This window comes from Pseudoxanthomonas sp. LARHCG66, from assembly GCF_052871755.1.
The window spans coordinates 345803-362205 of record NZ_JBIXJW010000002.1; the positions used below are offsets into that span (position 1 = coordinate 345803).

General features: G+C 67.7%; 21 protein-coding genes and 1 other RNA gene. 16 read left to right on the forward strand and 6 right to left on the reverse strand.

Annotation, left to right across the window (positions count from 1 at the left end):
• The first annotated feature begins 49 nt into the window (after window positions 1-49).
• Together ACIPRS_RS08450 and ACIPRS_RS08455 are read left to right on the forward strand one after the other, a co-directional pair.
• Window positions 50-445, forward strand: coding sequence for a YciI family protein (locus ACIPRS_RS08450; RefSeq protein ID WP_446538224.1), 396 nt, complete (start codon window positions 50-52; stop codon window positions 443-445).
• Between the two features lie 9 nt (window positions 446-454).
• The gene (locus ACIPRS_RS08455; protein ID WP_446538225.1) at window positions 455-886 is read left to right on the forward strand and encodes a GFA family protein; all 432 of its coding nucleotides are present in this window, start codon (window positions 455-457) and stop codon (window positions 884-886) included.
• 62 nt (window positions 887-948) lie between these two features.
• On the opposite strand, the gene ACIPRS_RS08460 is transcribed toward ACIPRS_RS08455, so the two are convergent.
• From ACIPRS_RS08460 to ACIPRS_RS08475, 4 genes are all read right to left on the reverse strand, one after another.
• Window positions 949-1914: a hypothetical protein gene (locus tag ACIPRS_RS08460; RefSeq protein ID WP_446538226.1), complete on the reverse strand. Its 966-nt coding sequence runs from the start codon at window positions 1912-1914 to the stop codon at window positions 949-951.
• Between the two features lie 354 nt (window positions 1915-2268).
• Window positions 2269-2403 (reverse strand): hypothetical protein, encoded by a 135-nt coding sequence (locus tag ACIPRS_RS08465; protein ID WP_446538227.1) that lies wholly within the window; start codon window positions 2401-2403, stop codon window positions 2269-2271.
• 10 nt (window positions 2404-2413) lie between these two features.
• A complete protein-coding gene (locus tag ACIPRS_RS08470; protein WP_446538228.1) occupies window positions 2414-3736 on the reverse strand; it encodes an aminopeptidase P N-terminal domain-containing protein in 1323 nt (440 codons plus the stop codon).
• Window positions 3736-4278, reverse strand: a complete 543-nt coding sequence (locus ACIPRS_RS08475) for a UPF0149 family protein (protein WP_337731611.1) — start codon at window positions 4276-4278, stop codon at window positions 3736-3738. Before ACIPRS_RS08475 ends, ACIPRS_RS08470 begins: the two co-directional genes overlap by 1 nt.
• Before the next feature lie 137 nt (window positions 4279-4415).
• Here ACIPRS_RS08475 and ACIPRS_RS08480 point away from each other — a divergent pair, with 137 nt between their 5' ends.
• From ACIPRS_RS08480 to rpiA, 7 genes are all read left to right on the forward strand, one after another.
• Window positions 4416-6677, forward strand: a complete 2262-nt coding sequence (locus ACIPRS_RS08480) for a putative bifunctional diguanylate cyclase/phosphodiesterase (protein ID WP_337731612.1) — start codon at window positions 4416-4418, stop codon at window positions 6675-6677.
• Window positions 6678-6794: 117 nt separating this feature from the next.
• The gene (locus ACIPRS_RS08485) at window positions 6795-7016 is read left to right on the forward strand and encodes a TIGR02449 family protein (protein ID WP_142125592.1); all 222 of its coding nucleotides are present in this window, start codon (window positions 6795-6797) and stop codon (window positions 7014-7016) included.
• A complete protein-coding gene (locus tag ACIPRS_RS08490) occupies window positions 7013-7309 on the forward strand; it encodes a cell division protein ZapA (protein ID WP_142125591.1) in 297 nt (98 codons plus the stop codon). The genes ACIPRS_RS08485 and ACIPRS_RS08490 overlap by 4 nt, the downstream gene beginning before the upstream one ends.
• A gap of 84 nt (window positions 7310-7393) precedes the next feature.
• Window positions 7394-7580, forward strand: a non-coding RNA gene (ssrS, locus tag ACIPRS_RS08495) — 6S RNA.
• 178 nt (window positions 7581-7758) lie between these two features.
• Window positions 7759-8382 carry a 5-formyltetrahydrofolate cyclo-ligase gene (locus tag ACIPRS_RS08500; protein WP_446538229.1) on the forward strand — a complete coding sequence of 208 codons (624 nt, stop codon included), beginning with the start codon at window positions 7759-7761 and terminating at the stop codon, window positions 8380-8382.
• Complete coding sequence (locus ACIPRS_RS08505; protein ID WP_446538230.1) at window positions 8379-8846, forward strand: EVE domain-containing protein; 468 nt, start codon at window positions 8379-8381, stop codon at window positions 8844-8846. Before ACIPRS_RS08500 ends, ACIPRS_RS08505 begins: the two co-directional genes overlap by 4 nt.
• A gap of 170 nt (window positions 8847-9016) precedes the next feature.
• The gene (rpiA, locus tag ACIPRS_RS08510; RefSeq protein ID WP_337731615.1) at window positions 9017-9667 is read left to right on the forward strand and encodes a ribose-5-phosphate isomerase RpiA; all 651 of its coding nucleotides are present in this window, start codon (window positions 9017-9019) and stop codon (window positions 9665-9667) included.
• A gap of 27 nt (window positions 9668-9694) precedes the next feature.
• Here rpiA and ACIPRS_RS08515 read toward each other — a convergent pair whose 3' ends face one another.
• A complete protein-coding gene (locus ACIPRS_RS08515) occupies window positions 9695-10084 on the reverse strand; it encodes a transcriptional regulator (RefSeq protein WP_192202140.1) in 390 nt (129 codons plus the stop codon).
• 159 nt (window positions 10085-10243) lie between these two features.
• On the opposite strand from ACIPRS_RS08515, the gene ACIPRS_RS08520 reads away from it, so the two are divergent.
• From ACIPRS_RS08520 to ACIPRS_RS08530, 3 genes are all read left to right on the forward strand, one after another.
• Complete coding sequence (locus ACIPRS_RS08520; RefSeq protein WP_446538231.1) at window positions 10244-10669, forward strand: hypothetical protein; 426 nt, start codon at window positions 10244-10246, stop codon at window positions 10667-10669.
• A gap of 91 nt (window positions 10670-10760) precedes the next feature.
• A complete protein-coding gene (locus ACIPRS_RS08525) occupies window positions 10761-11207 on the forward strand; it encodes a DUF192 domain-containing protein (RefSeq protein ID WP_446538232.1) in 447 nt (148 codons plus the stop codon).
• Window positions 11208-11245: 38 nt separating this feature from the next.
• On the forward strand, window positions 11246-12094 hold the full coding sequence (locus ACIPRS_RS08530; protein WP_192202143.1) for a SirB1 family protein: 849 nt from the start codon (window positions 11246-11248) through the stop codon (window positions 12092-12094).
• A gap of 205 nt (window positions 12095-12299) precedes the next feature.
• Here the strand turns inward: ACIPRS_RS08530 and ACIPRS_RS08535 are convergent, their stop codons facing one another.
• A complete protein-coding gene (locus ACIPRS_RS08535; protein WP_446538233.1) occupies window positions 12300-12491 on the reverse strand; it encodes a rubredoxin in 192 nt (63 codons plus the stop codon).
• A 65-nt stretch (window positions 12492-12556) separates the two neighbouring features.
• Here ACIPRS_RS08535 and thiE point away from each other — a divergent pair, with 65 nt between their 5' ends.
• The 4 genes from thiE to ACIPRS_RS08555 all read left to right on the forward strand — a co-directional run bounded on the left by thiE (window position 12557) and on the right by ACIPRS_RS08555 (window position 16400).
• The gene (gene thiE / locus ACIPRS_RS08540) at window positions 12557-13192 is read left to right on the forward strand and encodes a thiamine phosphate synthase (RefSeq protein ID WP_446538234.1); all 636 of its coding nucleotides are present in this window, start codon (window positions 12557-12559) and stop codon (window positions 13190-13192) included.
• A gap of 94 nt (window positions 13193-13286) precedes the next feature.
• Window positions 13287-14579 carry a glutamate-1-semialdehyde 2,1-aminomutase gene (gene hemL / locus ACIPRS_RS08545; protein WP_446538235.1) on the forward strand — a complete coding sequence of 431 codons (1293 nt, stop codon included), beginning with the start codon at window positions 13287-13289 and terminating at the stop codon, window positions 14577-14579.
• Entirely contained in the window at window positions 14576-15205 is a 630-nt protein-coding gene (locus tag ACIPRS_RS08550; RefSeq protein WP_446538236.1) for an HAD-IA family hydrolase, read from the forward strand. Before hemL ends, ACIPRS_RS08550 begins: the two co-directional genes overlap by 4 nt.
• A 70-nt stretch (window positions 15206-15275) precedes the next feature.
• Window positions 15276-16400, forward strand: a complete 1125-nt coding sequence (locus tag ACIPRS_RS08555) for a DJ-1/PfpI family protein (protein ID WP_446538237.1) — start codon at window positions 15276-15278, stop codon at window positions 16398-16400.
• The last annotated feature ends 3 nt before the right edge of the window (window positions 16401-16403 follow it).

Consider the following 16403-nt stretch of genomic DNA (forward strand, 5'->3'; position numbering starts at 1 on the left):
CTGCCCTGCGCAGTACGATGCGCCCACCCCGTCCCAACGTGGTATGCCCATGTCGAAGTCCGAATACCTGCTGATCTCCCGCGGTCAGTGGGACGAAACCGCCTCGCCGCAGAATGTCCAGAGCGCGATCGACCGTTTCTACACGTGGTACGAACAGGGCCTGGCCGATGGCGTGCTGAAGCCCGGCAGCCGGCTGGAAACCCACGGCAAGCGGGTCACGCGCGATGGCATCACCGACGGACCGTTCGCCGAGGCGAAAGAACTCGTGGGCGGCTACTGGTTCATCGTCGCCGACTCGCTGGACGCCGCCGCACGGATCGCCGCCGAGAATCCCTGCCTCGCGTACGGCCTGACGCTGGAGATCCGGCCGCTGGAAGCCGCCCGTGCCCGCGCGCAGGACGTGACCAACGAGACGCCCCCGGCCTGGCGTCCGGACGAAGGCTGATCCACGCCCATGACCGCGGCACATCCCACGCTTGAAGGCGGCTGCCATTGCGGCGCGATCACCCTCGCCTTCTCCACCGCCCTGACACCGGAAACGACTTCGCCGCGCGCGTGCGACTGCAGCTTCTGCCGGGCGCACGGCGCCGCATGGATATCCGATCCCGCCGGCCAGTTGGTCATCCGCGCGCAGGCCGATCGCCTTCGCCGGTACCGACAGGGCTCCCTGGCGGCTCAGTTCCTGCTGTGTGGCGAGTGCGGCGTGCTGGTGGGCGTGCTGCATGAGTGCGGCGAGCGCGGATATGCGGCCGTGAACACCGCCTGCCTGACCGCACGCGACACGTTCGCCGCATCCGTTCCTGCATCGCCGCAGACCCTGTCTGCGGACGAAAAGACGGCCCGCTGGCGTCAGCTATGGGTCGGCGATGTCCGGTTGCTGAGCTGAGTCCAGCAAGCCTGTCCGCCCGGCAGCGTCGCGCTCACGGTCCGGCAGACGTGCGTACGGGTCTAACGCTGTGGCGTCAGCGAGTAGGCGCCATCGTTGAATGTCAGCGGAAGATAGGCATACGCGCGTCGGCCGTCCGCAGCCGGGGTGTAAGGCCGTGTCCGCACTCCACGCGCTTGCGCTTCCAGCCCACGCGCGCCAGCGGGATTCGGCAGCGCTTCGATCATCCACACGCCGTCGGCTCGGCCGCCGGCTGGACTGCCGCGGTAGAGGAAGTAGCCCAGCGACGGGCCGATGGGAATCCGCACATCGCCGCCCATGGTCTTCGTTCGCTGTGCCTCGGTCGCAATCTGCAAGTGCGGCCGGTCCTCGCCCTCACTGCCGCCGGATGACTGTTCGTCCAGCGCGGTGAACAGCATGCGGTCGAGTTGCGGCCCGTGCGTGCGCGCCAGTTCGTCGAACCAGGCGCGGCCCAGCGATTCGGCATCACGCGCCGGCGCCATCGCCTTGTAGCAGCGATCGAGCAGATAGGCGTGGTACGCGGTATGGCGGAACGGAATGTCGATGGTGTTGTCGTGCGGCCGCGGACCGCGCGTGCGCTTTTCCAACTCCCGGTCAAGCACCACCCATGCCTGTCCCCACTGCATGGCAGGCTTGGCATTGCCGGCGGCGAGTTCAAGTTCCGCCAGCGAGGCCAGGGCCACCAGCGGACAGCGGGGCGAGGCCACGCACTTTTCCAGCCAGAATCGCGCGGTCTCCACGTCGCGCTCGACGCGCCTCGCCGGATGGTCCATGCCATGCCGGTAGAGCGCCCCCAGGTAGAACGCAGCGTAGCCGTCGCCCGCCTGTGCGCTGGCGACGAGGCTCTGCATGGCGCGGTCGCGTGTCGCGGGCGGGGCGTCGCGGTCGAGGAGGGCTTCCACGGTCTCTGGCTCGATGCCGGCCGGCGAGGGCGGCAACGAAGTGGCCTGCGCCAGGGCAGCCCACGTATACGCCACGAAGACCACGATTCCCTTCCGGATGCGCATGCGAGTCCTCCCTGAAGATGGCAACGCTAGCGTGCAGGTGCCTGCCGGGCAAGTCGTCCCCGGAACCATAGTTGGGGATGAGCGCACCGAAGCCCGACACCGTCAGCCTGTCCCCTGCACGGAAACTATTCGCGGGCGACACAGCCCCTCTGCAGGGCTGACCGCGCCCAGCACGCCGCCGCTGCCAGAACCCGAACCAGAAAGGTGCGCACGCAAGACATCGAGGTGAGATGGCGAGGATTCTTTCCTCGACCGCAAGGCACGCTGGAACGCCGCCAAGGAAAATTTCCTCGGCCGCGCACCTCGAAGGTGGGATGACAAGGAAGTTTGCCTCGGCATCGGGATGCTTTCAGGTCAGGCGAGAAGGCAGTTCGCCTTGCGGTCGATCCATTCCGGTTCGGGCGCAAAGCTTGTCGCCTCGACGTTGAACCACCGAGGTGCGGGCGCGAGGCTCAACGGCTCGGCAGCGAGGAAAATTTCCTTGGCCACGCCATGCCCCTCACCCCGCCATCGCCGCCTCGATCTCATCGGCGCTGCGTGCCAGCGCGTCGGTCAGCACGACGGGCTCGCCGTCGGTGACCAGCACGTCGTCCTCGGTGCGAATGCCGATGCCGCGCCACTTCGGGTCGACGGTCTCGTCATCGTGGCCGACGTACAGGCCGGGCTCGATGGTGAACACCATGCCCGGCTCCAGCAGCCGCGACTCGCCCTCGATGCGGTAGTCGCCCACGTCGTGCACGTCCAGGCCCAGCCAGTGGCCGGTCTTGTGGCGGTAGAAGCGGCGATAGGTGCCTTCGGCGAGGTTCTTTTCCAGCTTGCCTTTCAGCAAGCCCAGCCTGAGCAGGCCTTCGGTGAGGGTTTCCACGGCCGCGACGTGCCCGGCCTCGTAGGGCACGCCGACGCGCGCGCACGACAACGCAGCGCGCTGGGCGTCGCCGACCAGGTCGTGCAGCGCGCGTTGCGCGGCGGTGAACCGGCCGTTGACCGGAAAGGTGCGGGTGATGTCGGCGGCATAGCCACGGTATTCGGCGCCGGCATCGATCAGCACCAGCTCGCCATCGCGCGCCTGTGCGGTATTGGCGCGGTAATGCAGCACGCACGCATTGCGGCCGGCGCCCACGATGCTGTTGTAGGCCGGCCAGGCGTCGTGGGCGCGGAACACGCGCTCCACGTCGGCCTGCAGTTCGTACTCGCGGATGCCGGGTTTCGCGGCGCGATAGGCAGCCTGGTGCGCCAGCACGCTGATGTCGGCGGCGCGCTGCATCAGCTTGATTTCTTCCTTGGACTTGAACAGCCGCAGGTCGTGCAGCAGGTGGCCGAGTTCGAGGAATTCGTGCGGCGGCTGCGCGCCCTGCTTGACGTGCGCGCGCACGTGGCGCACCCAGCCGATCAGTTTGAGGTCGAAATCGGCATCGCGGCCGAAGTGGTAGTAGACGCGCGAGCGCCCTTCCAGCAGGCCGGGCAGGATCTCGTCCAGGTCGTCGATGGGATAGGCATCGTCCATGCCGTAATCGTTGACCGCACCCTCCTGGCCGGCACGCGGGCCATCCCAGCCTTCGCGTTCGGGGTCGCGTTCGCGGCAGAACAGGATGGTTTCGCCGTGCTTGCGGCCCGGCACCAGCACCAGCACGGCATCCGGTTCGGGAAACCCGCACAGGTACCAGAAGTCCGAGTCCTGCCGGTACGGATAGTGCGTGTCGTGGCTGCGGACGCGCTCCGGCGCCGCGGGCAGGACGAGGATGGCATCGTTGCCGGCCAGCCGCATCAACTGCCTGCGGCGGCGGGCGAACTCGGCCGCGCTGATCCCGGCCAGTGCCTTCATCAGTTCAGGCTCCGGCGATGCCGGGGCCCGAGCACGCAATCGCCATGCAGCAACAGGACGGCGACGCGGACGAACTCTTCCAGTTCGGCCAGGGCGTCTTCATCTTCATCGTCGTCGCTGCTTTCGGCCGACGCCTGGGCCAGCCGCGCGAGGTCCTGCAGCGCTTCCTGTCCTTCCTCGGACAGGGGCGGCGAAGCGCCCGTCGCCAGCCCGAAGGCGCCCAGGAAACCCTGGCACCACGAGAACAGCGCTTCGGCACGCTCGTCCAGCGGACGGTCGGCGGCCGGCAACAGCAGGTCGAAGGCGAAGCTGCGGTCTTCGAGCTGCGCCACGGCGGTCTGGCGCAACTGGTCCAGGGCACTGCCGGCGGCCGGGGCAGGCAGTTGATCGTCGGCCAGCGCACGGGCCAGCCAGGTGCCGTCGGCGGCACCGCCACCGGCCAGCCAGCCGCACAGTGCGCCATGCAGTTCCGGCGCCTCCATGGCCAGTCCCAACTGGCGGGAAGCGGCGGTCACGTCGGCGATATCGGGAAGGTCGGGCATAGAAGAACGCAATCCGCCAAGGGTTTCGGACAACCTCGCAAGTGTAGCAACGAAAACCCGCGTCCCGGCTTGTTGTGCGTGTGTACGCATGCCTACACTCCAGCATCGCTCAGGCTCGGCACGGTCCGTCCACCCGCATGCACGCCCTCTCTGTCGTCGCACTCCTCGCAACGGCGTCCCCGCTGTCGTCCCGGGTGCCGGTCATGCTGCTTGCCGGCGTGGTGCTGGCGGGCGTGGTGGTGATCGGCACGCGCCGCTGGTGGCAGGCCTGGCTGGCGGCCCGGCAGTTGCCGCAGGAACCGCTGCGCAGCGAATCCCTGCGCAACCGCGACGAGCGCCTGAAGCTGGCGCTATGGGCATCCGGCGAACAGTTCTGGGACTACGACCTGGTGCAGCGCAGGCTGTACCGGATGCGCGCCGACGAGACCGCCGTGCAGACGGGCGACATCACCGTGCTCACGCGGCAGGGCGAAGTGCCGACCATCCACGAGGAAGACCTGCCCCTGGTGATGGAGCGCCTGCGCCTGCACCTGCAGGGCAAGGCGCCGATATTCACGTCCGAGCACCGCATGGACATGCACGGCAACGGCACGTGGGTGTGGGTGCGCGCACGCGGCCGGGTGGTCGACCGCGACAACGAGGGCCAGCCGATCCGCATCGCCGGCACCGCGCGCGACATCACCGCCAGCCGGAATGCCGAATACGAGCACCGTATCGCCGGCGAGGTGATGCGCAGCATGAACGAGGCCGTCGCGGTGCTGGACTGGGCGCACCAGTTCATCACCATCAACCCGGCGTTCACCCGCATCACCGGCTACGCCGAAGAAGAGATCATCGGCCAGCCGATGACCATGCTGGACAGCGACCAGCACGAGGATGCGTTCTTCGAACGGATGAACCGCGAGCTGCGGCTCACCGGACGCTGGTCCGGCGAGATCTGGAAGGTACGCAAGGACGGCGAGGAGATCCTCTGCCGCATCGAGACCAACGTGGTGCCCGATGCCAGTGGCGAACGCCCGCTGTACGTGCAGGTGCTCACCGACATCACCGAACAGAAGCGGGCCGAGCAGGAACTGCGCTACCTGGCCAACTACGACACGCTGACCAGCCTGCCGAACCGTTCGCTGCTGTCCGAACGCCTGTCGCGCGCCATCGTGCGTGCACGCCGCGAGCACGGGCACGTCGCGGTGCTGTTCATCGACCTGGACCGGTTCAAGGACATCAACGACTCGCTGGGCCACGCCACCGGCGACCGCATCCTGCGCGCTGCCGCCGCGCGCGTGCAGCAGACGGTGGGCACCCAGCACACGGTGGCGCGCCTGAGCGGCGACGAGTTCACCGTGGTGCTGGAGGACATCAACGGCATGCCCGACGCGGAGGCCGTGGCACAGCGCATCATCCAGGCGTTCCGTGCCCCGCTGAATTTCGGCGAACGGCTGGAGCTGGCGGTGTCGCCGTCGATCGGCATCAGCCTGTATCCCGAACACGCGCAGGTGCCGACCGAACTGCTGAAGCATGCCGACACCGCCATGTACCAGGCCAAGGCGATGGGCCGGCACACGTACGAGATGTACTCCGAGTCGATGGACGAGAAGAACCGTCACCGCGCGATCCTCGCCAGCGCACTGCGCCGCGCGATCGACCGCAACGAGTTGTCGCTGGTGTTCCAGCCGCGCCTGTCGATCTCGCGCCAGCGCATCACCGGCGTGGAGGCGCTGCTGCGTTGGGACAGCAAGGAATTCGGCATGGTCTCGCCGGCACAGTTCATTCCCCTGGCCGAAGAATCCGGGATGATCCTGGAGATCGGCGCCTGGGCGTTGCGGGAAGCCTGCCTGACCCTGCGCAACTGGCATGACCAAGGCCTGGAAGAACTTTCCATGGCGGTGAACGTGTCCGCCACCCAGCTCCAGCGCGGCGACCTGCAGACAGTGGTGGCGCGCACTCTGCAGGAGACGGGCGTTCCCGCCGGCAGGCTGGAGCTGGAACTGACCGAAAGCGTGGTGATGGCCAGCCCCGAACAGAACGCGGACACGCTGCGCGCCTGCCGCCGGTTGGGCATTTCGCTGGCGATCGATGATTTCGGCACCGGCTACTCATCGCTGGCGTACCTGAAGCGTCTGCCGCTGACGACGCTCAAGATCGACCGGGAGTTCATCAGCGACCTCACCCACGATACCGACGATGAAGCGATCACCAGCACCATCATCACGATGGGCCAGTCGCTGGCGCTGAAAGTGGTGGCCGAGGGCGTGGAAACGTGGGACCAGTACGAGTTCCTGCGCAACCACGGCTGCGACGAAGTCCAGGGCCACTGGGTCTCGCAGGCACTGAGCCCGGACCAGTGCCTGCGCTTCATCCGCGACTACTACCCCGGCTCGGGCATGCGCGTCGCCTCCTGAATTCCCTTGCGGGAGCGGCGCCGGTGGCGATCAGGGTCCCGGTATCGCGACGGGCGTCGCTCCCACGCCCCCGGCCGCCCTTGACCGCCCGCCAAGCGCATGCCTAATGTGCCCGCCATGGACAACGCCGACCTCCTCGACCAGCTCCGCGCGCTCAGCACGCGCATCCAGGACCTGGCGGACCGCTGCCATCGCCTGGCGGACGAGAACCGCAGCCTGCGCCAGCAGCAGGAACAGCTGGTCGGTGAACGCTCGCAATTGCTGGCCAAGAACGAACAGGCGCGTTCGCGGGTGGAAGCGATGATCAGCCGCCTGAAATCCCTGGAGCAGCACACGTGAGCGCCAACGAACCGGTCAGCGTCCACCTCCTGGACCGCGAGTACACCGTCGGCGTCGCGCCCGATGAACGTTCCAGCCTGATGGCGGCCGCCAAGCTGCTCGACAGCCGCATGCGCGAGGTACGCGGCAGCAACCGCATGGCCGCGGTCGATCGCATCGCCGTGCTGGCCGCGCTGAACCTGGCACACGAATTGCAACAGTTGCGCGATGAACAGCACGCACGCAACCGCGATGTCGAACGCACGCTGCAGGACCTGCACCGCAAGCTCGACGGCGTGCTGGGTACGCCGTAACAGCATGTGCATGTCGCCGACCGCGCACTGAATCGGCCGACGAACGGGCTAGGCAAAAAGTCCTCAATCGCTATACTGGCCTCGCGTCCTCTGCTGTACTCGACAGTGAGCGCAAACATTCGCCTTGTCCCTTAATTACGACCACGGGATGGTGACGGTTACCGGGAGTGCAGGTCTGCCTCGCAGCGGAAAGCCCGATGGTTGCCCAACCTTCCCACTTGAACCCCGGGTTCAAGGTCGTTTCGCGAACATCGTGCATGGCGGAGGACGTATTTTTCCCGCGGCAGCGGCATCAGCCGCGACCCGGCCGGTCCTGTTGCACCCGCCCTTGAGCGGGATGACTTCGAAACGAAGCCGACTGCACTAGGGATCCGACGCCCAGGGCCGTGACTGACGCCGTTCCCGCGGTCCCACCGGCAGCGCCGGTGTGCATGCCGTAAAATTCACGCATGCCCGACTCCCCGTCTTCCGCCATGGCCGCCGAGCGCAATGCGCTGCGCCGTGAACTGCGTGCGCGCCGCCGCGCCCTGCCCGCCGCCGAGCGCATCGCCGGGGCCGACGCACTGGCCACGCGCCTGTTCGCCCTCCCCTTCTTCCCTGCCACAGGTTACGTCGCCGGCTATTGGGCGATGGACGGCGAAATCGGCCTGCACAGCTGGCAGCTGCGCCTGCCACCCGGCTTGGTCTACTGCCTGCCTGTATTGGCCGACGACGAAACACTCCGCTTCGCACCCTGGCGGCCGGGCGACGAGCTGGTGACCAACCGCTACGGCATTCCCGAACCGGATGTCGATCCACGCACTGGCCTGACCGCCACCGAGATGGCCTTGATCGTCGTGCCGCTGGTGGGGTTCGACGCCGCGGGCCACCGTCTTGGCATGGGCGGCGGCTGGTACGACCGCACGCTGGCGCCACGCCTGCAACGCCCCGCGCCGCCGTGGCTGATCGGCGTCGGTTTCGAGGCGCAGCGCATCGACACGGTCGGCGCGCAGGCCTGGGATGTACCGCTGGATGCCATCTGCACCGAGCGCGACACGCTGCTTCCTTCCTCTTTGCCGGACGCCCCACCATGACCGCCCGCAAGCGCTACTGGCTGATGAAGTCGGAACCGGATGCCTTCTCCATCGATGACCTGGAAAAGGTCGGCACCGAGCCGTGGAACGGCGTGCGCAACTACCAGGCGCGCAACTTCATGCGCAGCATGCAGGTAGGCGATGGCGTGCTGTTCTATCACTCCAACTGCAAGGAGCCGGGCATCGTCGGCACGGCCACCGTGTCCAGTACCGCCTATCCGGACGAAACGCAGTTCGATCCGAAATCCGACTACCACGACCCCAAGAGCACGCGCGAAGATCCGCGCTGGTCGCTGGTGGACGTGACGTTCGAGCGCAAGCTCAAGCGCACCATCACGCTGGAAGAGGTCAAGCAGCATGCCGATGCGCTGGGGGAAGGCTTCGCGCTGACCCAGCGCGGCAGCCGCCTTTCCGTATCGCCGGTGACGGCCGCACAGTGGAAGTACCTGCTGGCGCTGGAGTAGCCATGCCCCTGTAGGAGCGACGTAAGTCGCGACCGCACGCCCTGCAGACCGGGGGCGAATGACAGCACCGCGCTTCCCACGTCCCCTGCCTTCCCCTGCGTCCCCACCCTCCCGGTCGCGACTTACGTCGCTCCTACAACAACCCCATCCTGTACACGAGTGTTGAACCCATGAGCGAAGCAAAGCGCCTGGCCGGCGAGAAGGCCATCGAGTTCGTCGAGGACGGCATGATCGTCGGCGTGGGCACGGGCTCCACCGTGGCCTTCTTCATCGATGCGCTGGCCGGCATCAAGGACCGCATCAAGGGCGCAGTATCCAGTTCCGAACAGAGCACGGCGCGCCTGAAGCAGCACGGCATCGAGGTGCTGGACCTCAATCACACCGGCACGCTGTCCCTGTACGTGGACGGTGCCGATGAGTGCGACCCGCACAAGCGCCTGATCAAGGGCGGCGGCGCGGCGCTGACGCGCGAGAAGATCATCGCCGAGGCCAGCAAGCAGTTCGTCTGCATCATCGACCCCAGCAAGCAGGTGCCCGTGCTGGGCAGGTTCCCGCTGCCGGTGGAAGTCATCCCGATGGCGCGCAGCCTGGTGGCGCGCGAGATCCTCGCGCTGACCGGCGGCCAGCCGGTGTGGCGCGACGGCGTGACCACCGACAACGGCAACGTGGTGCTGGACATCCACAACCTGTCGATCACCGACCCGGTCGCGATGGAACGCGAGATCAACCAGATCCCCGGCGTGGTCAGCGTGGGCCTGTTCGCCCGCCGTCCGGCAGATATCGTCATCGTCGGCGGCGAACCGCCGGTCGTGCTGCGCTAGGCGACCGGCACAGGCGGCCGAGCGCTTTTACGCCTCGTCCGCAAGCGCTTTCACCAGTTCGCCCACGAGTTCGCGCTTCTTCGGCGGCAACCGCAGGAAGGCATCGATCACCTGGCGCTCGCGGCTACCGGCGCCGGCAGGCCACGTGGCCCGCGTTTCGGCCACGCGTGAGCGCGTGCTCGTGCCGAAGCGCAGGGTATGCGGATCCGCCCCCAGCAGGTCCGCCAGCACCTGCAGCTTGTCCTGCGCGGGAATCGCGCGGCCACCGAGCCAGCGTGACGTGGTCTGGAAAGTGACAGAGCGGCCGCGATAGCGGGTGTTGAACAGATGGAACAACACCGTCGGGCGTGGCTCGTAGCCAGCCTGCTGCATGGCGTGCGCCAGTCGCTGCGAGAATTTTTCACGCTCGTTGCCCATGCGGGGAACGTTAGCGGCGGCGAATCACACTTATTAACTAATTAAGTTAATTGACGTGAACTTATCGAGTTCATAAAGTCGGTACCGATCGCGTGGCGGCGTTCCTGCCCACGGAAGCCGGGCCACCGCGAGCCTTCCCACAGACACAAGGAGATGTCGATGCCATTGATGGAAGCCAACGGGCACGAAGCGCCCACCGCCGATACATGTGATGTGGCGATGTCCGCACCGCCCCTCATCCCGCTGGATGACGCACTGCACGTACTGCAGGCCGATCCCGGCCACAGCCTGGCGGACCCGGGCCTCGCCAGGCTGCCGCCGGCCGGGCTCGACAGGCTGTTCCTCGCGGCACGCAGGCAGGCCGAACGCAACCATGACGGCATCCTGCTGCTGCTCGACCTGCTGCAGGTCGCCCAGCGCGCGGACAGCGCCCGTCATCACCAGCTGATGCCGGGCGTCGTCCGCCAACTGCGCCATCACGTGGAAGACCAGCAGCGCTGGCACGCGCTGGCGGAGAACGCCGCCTACTATCGCGACAACCGGCTCGCGGCGGAGAGGATCGCCGCGAAGCTGCGCACGGACTGAACCCGCTACGGCGCGCGCACCCATCACCGCAGACCGACATGCTCCGGGCACGGCGCTACACTACGGCCCTCCTCGAACAGCGGACTTCGACATGCGCCTCCCCCAGCTGACCGTGCTCGCTTTTGCCCTTCTCCTCAGCGGCTGCGCCAACGGCGGGCCATGGGTCGAAGTGGGGGGCGAGCGCTTCACGGTGGAGATCGCCGACGACGATGCCGAGCGTGCGCGCGGGTTGATGTTCCGCGATGCGATGGCCGATGGCACCGGCATGCTCTTCATCCACGACGCCGAAGAGCCGCAGGCGTACTGGATGAAGAACACCCGCATCGCATTGGACATCCTCTACTTCGACAACAGCCGCAAGCTGGTGTCGCAGCAGCGCAACGTGCCGCCCTGTTCCGGCGGCAATGCCTGCCCGTCCTACCCCAGCGCCCGGCCGGCCCGTTACGTGCTTGAACTCAATGCCGGCGAAGCGGAACGGCTGAAGCTCGAGGACGGCGCGGAACTGGGCCTCGGCGATGGCATTCCGCCCGTCCGCTGAGGCTTGATTGTCGGCGCGAACGGCCGCACTCTGTGGCCATGGGGGATCGACTGACATTGCCGGAATGGAATGCGTTGGCCAGCCAGGCGGATGAAACCGTGCCGCTGCTGGAAACCGCGCTGCTGATCGCGCGCGACGAGTACCCCGACCTGGACCCGGACCTTTACGACACGCTGGTCCAGAGCCACGCCGAACACCTGCGCCATGAGATCGACACGATCGAGCCGTGGCCGCTGAAGATGGCGGCGATCAACCGGCACCTGTTCGACGAACTGGGCTATACCGGCAACCACGACGAGTACTACGACCCGCGCAACAGCTACCTCAACCAGGTGTTCGAGCGCCGGCTGGGTAACCCGGTGTCGCTGGCGATGGTGCAGATGGAAGTGGCCCACCGGCTGGGCGTGCCCCTGGACGGTGTGTCCTTCCCCGGTCATTTCCTGGTGCGCCTGCCGGTGGACGACGGCCTGCTGGTGATGGATCCCTTCAACGGTGGCCGTCCGCTGGGCGTGGACGAACTGCGCGAACGCGCCAAGCCGCATCTGGGCGGCGATGTTCCCGACGATGCAGCGCTGCTGCACATCCTCAACCCGGCTTCACCACGCGCGATCCTGGTGCGTACGCTGCGCAACCTGCACGGTGTGTACGCCGAGCGCGAGGAGTGGGACCGCGCCGCGCGCAGCGTCGATCGCGTGCTCAAGCTGACGCCCGATCAACCGGATGCCCTGCGCGACCGCGGCCTCGCGTACCTCAAGATGGATCACCGCCATGGCGCCCAGCGCGACCTGACGCGCTATCTGCAGCTGGCGCCGGAGGCGAACGACACGTCGGCGATCCGCGAGCAACTGGTGGAGCTCAGCGCGGTGCGTTCGTCGCGGATGCATTGAGCGTCAGGAGCAGGCCACTTCCTGCGTCCCCTGCAGGAGCGACGTGAGTCGCGACCGCACAACATGAACTCCATCGTCCCGGCTTCGCGCGCGTTACCTCACGCTGTTTCGCCGTAAACAACCATCCCCTGCCGGGGTCGCACTACGGACATCCGACGCCTCCGGTCGCGACTCACGTCGCTCCTACAGGGGCGCAGGAAGCATGTCAGTCCAGCTCCACCATCTCGAAATCGTCCTTGCCCACGCCGCAATCCGGGCAGGTCCAGTCGGCCGGGATATCGTCCCAGCGCGTGCCCGGGGCGATGCCTTCTTCCGGCAGGCCATCGGCCTCGTCGTAGATGAAGCCGCAGACCACGCACATCCAGGTGCGGAAGATGGTGGCGGTGGCGTCGGTCATCGGATAATGCACGCTGGAAGGAGCGGCCATTGTCCCACCGCCGCCCGTGCACCGGAAGTTCACCCATGACAGCCCTGCCGCCGTCCGTCCGCACTGCCCGCGGGCTGTACCTGATCACGCCGGAAGAGCCGGACACCGCCCGCCTGCTGGCGCGCGTGGCGGCCGTACTCCCCTATGCCACGTGGCTGCAATACCGGCAGAAGGCTGCCGGCGCTGACCGCCGGGGCGAACAGGCCACCGCGCTGCACGCGCTGTGCGTGCAGGCCGGCGTGCCGCTGATCATCAATGACGATGTCGCCCTGGCCGAAGCGGTGGGGGCAGCGGGGGTCCACCTGGGCGAGGACGACGGCGATATCGCTACCGCGCGCGCGCGATTGGGTGAAGACGCCATCGTCGGGGCCTCCTGTTACGACGAGGCCGTGCACGCACAACGCGCGGTCGCCGCAGGCGCCAGTTACGTGGCCTTCGGCGCGTTTTTCCCCACCACCAGCAAGGTGACCACTCGCCGCGCGGCATCGGCCCTGCTGACGGGTGCCGCGGCGCTGGGCGTGCCGCGGGTGGCGATAGGTGGCATTACCCCGGACAATATGGGGCCGCTGGTCGCCTCCGGCGCCGACCTGGTTGCCGTGATCGGCGGCGTGTTCGAGGCGCCCGATCCGGTGGCGGCGGCGATCGCCTATCGACGTGGCTTCGGCATCTGACCCGTGTAGGAGGGGCTTTAGCCCCGACCGCCTTCGTTGCCGAAGCTCTCGGGGCTAAAGCCCCTCCTACAGATATCCCTTACTGGAACCCCCCATGAACCACGACCAGTCCCACGCCCTCTTCACCCGAGCCAAGGCCTTGCTGCCCGGCGGCGTCAATTCGCCGGTGCGCGCGTTCAAGTCGGTGGGCGGCGAGCCGTTCTTCGTGCAGCGCGCCGATGGCGCCTGGCTGCATGATGTGGATGGCAATCGCTACATCGACTACGTGGGCTCGTGGGGCCCGATGATCGTCGGCCACAACCATCCGGCGGTACGCGACGCGGTGCAGGCGGCGATCCAGAACGGCCTGTCGTTCGGCGCACCCTGCCCGGCCGAAGTGACGATGGCGGAAACGATCACGCGGCTGGTGCCGTCGTGCGAGATGGTGCGCATGGTCAATTCCGGCACCGAGGCCACGCTGTCGGCGATCCGCCTGGCGCGTGGCGCCACCGGCCGCAACCGCATCGTCAAGTTCGAAGGCTGCTACCACGGGCACGGCGATTCGTTCCTGGTGAAGGCCGGCAGCGGCATGCTCACGCTCGGCGTGCCGACCTCGCCCGGCGTGCCGGCCGGCCTGAGCGAACTGACCCTGACGCTGAGCTACAACGACTTCGAGGGCGCGACCGCGCTGTTCGAGCAGTACGGCAGCGAGATCGCCTGCCTGATCATCGAACCCGTCGTCGGCAACGCCAACTGCCTGCCGCCGCGCGAAGGCTACCTGCAGCACCTGCGCGCGCTGTGCACGCAGCATGGCACGCTGCTGATCTTCGACGAAGTGATGACCGGCTTCCGCGTGGCGCTGGGCGGCGCGCAGGCGCACTACGGCATCACGCCCGACCTGACCACCTTCGGCAAGATCATCGGCGGCGGCATGCCGGTGGGCGCCTACGGTGGTCGCCGCGACCTGATGCAGCAGATCGCGCCGGCCGGTCCCATCTACCAGGCCGGTACGCTGAGCGGGAATCCGGTGGCGATGGCCGCCGGCCTGGCCATGCTGGACCTGATCCAGGCGCCGGGCTTCCATGACGCACTGGCCGCCGCGAGCGCCACGTTGTGCGAAGGCATGGAAGCTGCCGCGCGTGCTGCCGGCGTGCCGCTGACCACGACCCGCGTCGGCGCGATGTTCGGCCTGTTCTTCACGGATCAGCAGGTCGACACCTATGCACAGGCGGTGGCCTGCGACACGGCGGCGTTCAACCGCTTCTTCCACGCCATGCTGGAACGCGGCGTGTACCTGGCACCGTCGGCGTTCGAGGCCGGCTTCATGTCCAGCGCGCACACGCCCGAGGTGATCGAGGCCACGCTCACCGCCGCCCGCGACGCATTCAAGGTGGTCGCGGCCGGATGAAGCCGCGCATCCGGCAGGTGCTGTTCGATTTCGATGGCGTCCTGGCGCATTACCGGCACGAAGTCCGGATCGCACACCTGGCCGCGCATGCCGGCTGCGAACACGCGCGCGTGCGCGAGGTGCTGTTCGTGTCGGGGCTGGAAACCGAGTACGACAGCGGCAGTGTCGACACGGACACTTACCTGCAGCGGCTCGGCGAAGGGATCGGCGCTGCCATTGACGAGGACGCATGGATCGCGTCGCGGATGGCCGGCAGCACGGCCATGGACGACGTGCTGACCCGCATCGCCACGCTGCACGCGGACGTGGCGATGGGCGTGCTGACCAACAATGGCGCGATGATGATGCAGGCCATCCCGCGCATCGTCGCGCCACTGGCGGCGCGGATCGAGGGCCGGGTACTCACCAGCGGCGGGTTGCAGAGGCGCAAGCCGGCCCCGGCCACCTTCACGCATGCGCTGGAACTGCTCGGATGGGATGCCGCCAGCACGCTGTTCGTCGACGACAAGTTCACCAACGTGCAGGGCGCGCGCGAAGCCGGCCTGCACGCGGAGACCGTCACCGACGGGCGCACGCTCGGCAAGGCGCTGAAACGCTACGCCTTCGGCCCCCAGACCGGCTGGTGACCGGCCTGGTTTGAAGCTTGATTGATCCGGCGACAGGACACTGGTGCCCACCCACCGGAGAACCGTCGTCATGCGCTTCATTCCACGCACGTTCCACCTCGCCTGCACACTCCTGCTGGCCACCCTCGCCGCACCGCTGCACGCGGCGGATGCGGGCAGGATCCTGATCGTCGTCAGCGGCGAAGGCCGCGACCAGGGCAAGACCCGACCGGGCTACGAGTTCGACGAGCTGTCGCAGGCGTGGCTGATCTTCAAGGCGAACGGCTTCGCCATCGAGGTCGCCAGTCCGCAAGGGGGTGCCGTGGAAGCCGACAAGTACAACCCGCAGGAGTCGTTCAATGCGGCCCTGCTCGCCGATGCGGACGCCACACGCGTGCTCGCGGACACACGGAAAACCCGGGACGTGAAGGCGAGCGACTACGCCGCCATCTACGTGGTCGGCGGCAAGGGCGCGATGTTCGACCTGCCGCGCGATGCTGCGCTGGCATCGCTGCTGGCCGATGCGTACGAACACGGTGCCGTGATCGGCGCGGTCTGCCATGGACCGGCCGCGCTCGTTGACGTCCGCCTGCGCAATGGCGCGTCGCTCGTGGATGGCAAGGCCCTGACCGGCTTCACCAACGAGGAGGAAGCCCTGTTCGGCAAGCGCTGGGCGAAGGAGTTTCCCTGGTTGCTGGAAGACAGGCTGCGCGAGCGCGGTGCACGCTGGGAGGAGGCGCCGCTGATGATGCCGAAGGTCGTCGTCGATGGCCGTCTCGTCACCGGACAGAACCCCTACTCCACCCCCGGTGTCGCCGAGGCCATCGTGCGCGCCACGGGCCGTACGCCGGTCGTACGCACGGCGTGGCGCGACGAACTGACGATGGCACTTGCAGCGCAGGCACGCGAAGGCGACACCCGGAGCGCCGCGGCCGCCCTGGCCGCCGAGACCGCGCGCTACCACGTCGACCTGCTCGGCCTGCTCGGCTACTACCAGGCGCAGGCCGCTTCCCGCGACGACGACATCCGCCACGCGCTGCAGCTGATGCAGCTGGCGATGCCGTACATGGCGCAACCGGAGCTGAAACTCGGTGCCGCCGAAGCGCACCTGCGGCTCGGCGAACAGGCGCAGGCCAGGGCACTGGTGCAGCGCGTGCTGGAAGGCAAGCCCGACATGGAAGAAGCTAGGGCCCTCCTGCAACGCATCGACGGTTGAACC

Bases quoted from the DNA above. Each gene is read 5' to 3' on its own strand.
- ACIPRS_RS08455 (WP_446538225.1), top strand. From the start codon at position 455: ATGACCGCGGCACATCCCACGCTTGAAGGCGGCTGCCATTGCGGCGCG.
- ACIPRS_RS08475 (WP_337731611.1), bottom strand. From the start codon at position 4,278: ATGCCCGACCTTCCCGATATCGCCGACGTGACCGCCGCTTCCCGCCAG.
- ACIPRS_RS08535 (WP_446538233.1), bottom strand. From the start codon at position 12,491: ATGACCGACGCCACCGCCACCATCTTCCGCACCTGGATGTGCGTGGTC.
- ACIPRS_RS08520 (WP_446538231.1), top strand. From the start codon at position 10,244: ATGCCATTGATGGAAGCCAACGGGCACGAAGCGCCCACCGCCGATACA.
- ACIPRS_RS08555 (WP_446538237.1), top strand. From the start codon at position 15,276: ATGCGCTTCATTCCACGCACGTTCCACCTCGCCTGCACACTCCTGCTG.
- thiE (WP_446538234.1), top strand. From the start codon at position 12,557: ATGACAGCCCTGCCGCCGTCCGTCCGCACTGCCCGCGGGCTGTACCTG.
- ACIPRS_RS08515 (WP_192202140.1), bottom strand. From the start codon at position 10,084: ATGGGCAACGAGCGTGAAAAATTCTCGCAGCGACTGGCGCACGCCATG.
- ACIPRS_RS08505 (WP_446538230.1), top strand. From the start codon at position 8,379: ATGACCGCCCGCAAGCGCTACTGGCTGATGAAGTCGGAACCGGATGCC.
- ACIPRS_RS08525 (WP_446538232.1), top strand. From the start codon at position 10,761: ATGCGCCTCCCCCAGCTGACCGTGCTCGCTTTTGCCCTTCTCCTCAGC.
- hemL (WP_446538235.1), top strand. From the start codon at position 13,287: ATGAACCACGACCAGTCCCACGCCCTCTTCACCCGAGCCAAGGCCTTG.
- ACIPRS_RS08550 (WP_446538236.1), top strand. From the start codon at position 14,576: ATGAAGCCGCGCATCCGGCAGGTGCTGTTCGATTTCGATGGCGTCCTG.
- ACIPRS_RS08530 (WP_192202143.1), top strand. From the start codon at position 11,246: ATGGGGGATCGACTGACATTGCCGGAATGGAATGCGTTGGCCAGCCAG.
- ACIPRS_RS08480 (WP_337731612.1), top strand. From the start codon at position 4,416: ATGCACGCCCTCTCTGTCGTCGCACTCCTCGCAACGGCGTCCCCGCTG.
- ACIPRS_RS08450 (WP_446538224.1), top strand. From the start codon at position 50: ATGTCGAAGTCCGAATACCTGCTGATCTCCCGCGGTCAGTGGGACGAA.
- ACIPRS_RS08470 (WP_446538228.1), bottom strand. From the start codon at position 3,736: ATGAAGGCACTGGCCGGGATCAGCGCGGCCGAGTTCGCCCGCCGCCGC.
- rpiA (WP_337731615.1), top strand. From the start codon at position 9,017: ATGAGCGAAGCAAAGCGCCTGGCCGGCGAGAAGGCCATCGAGTTCGTC.
- ACIPRS_RS08500 (WP_446538229.1), top strand. From the start codon at position 7,759: ATGCCCGACTCCCCGTCTTCCGCCATGGCCGCCGAGCGCAATGCGCTG.
- ACIPRS_RS08460 (WP_446538226.1), bottom strand. From the start codon at position 1,914: ATGCGCATCCGGAAGGGAATCGTGGTCTTCGTGGCGTATACGTGGGCT.
- ACIPRS_RS08485 (WP_142125592.1), top strand. From the start codon at position 6,795: ATGGACAACGCCGACCTCCTCGACCAGCTCCGCGCGCTCAGCACGCGC.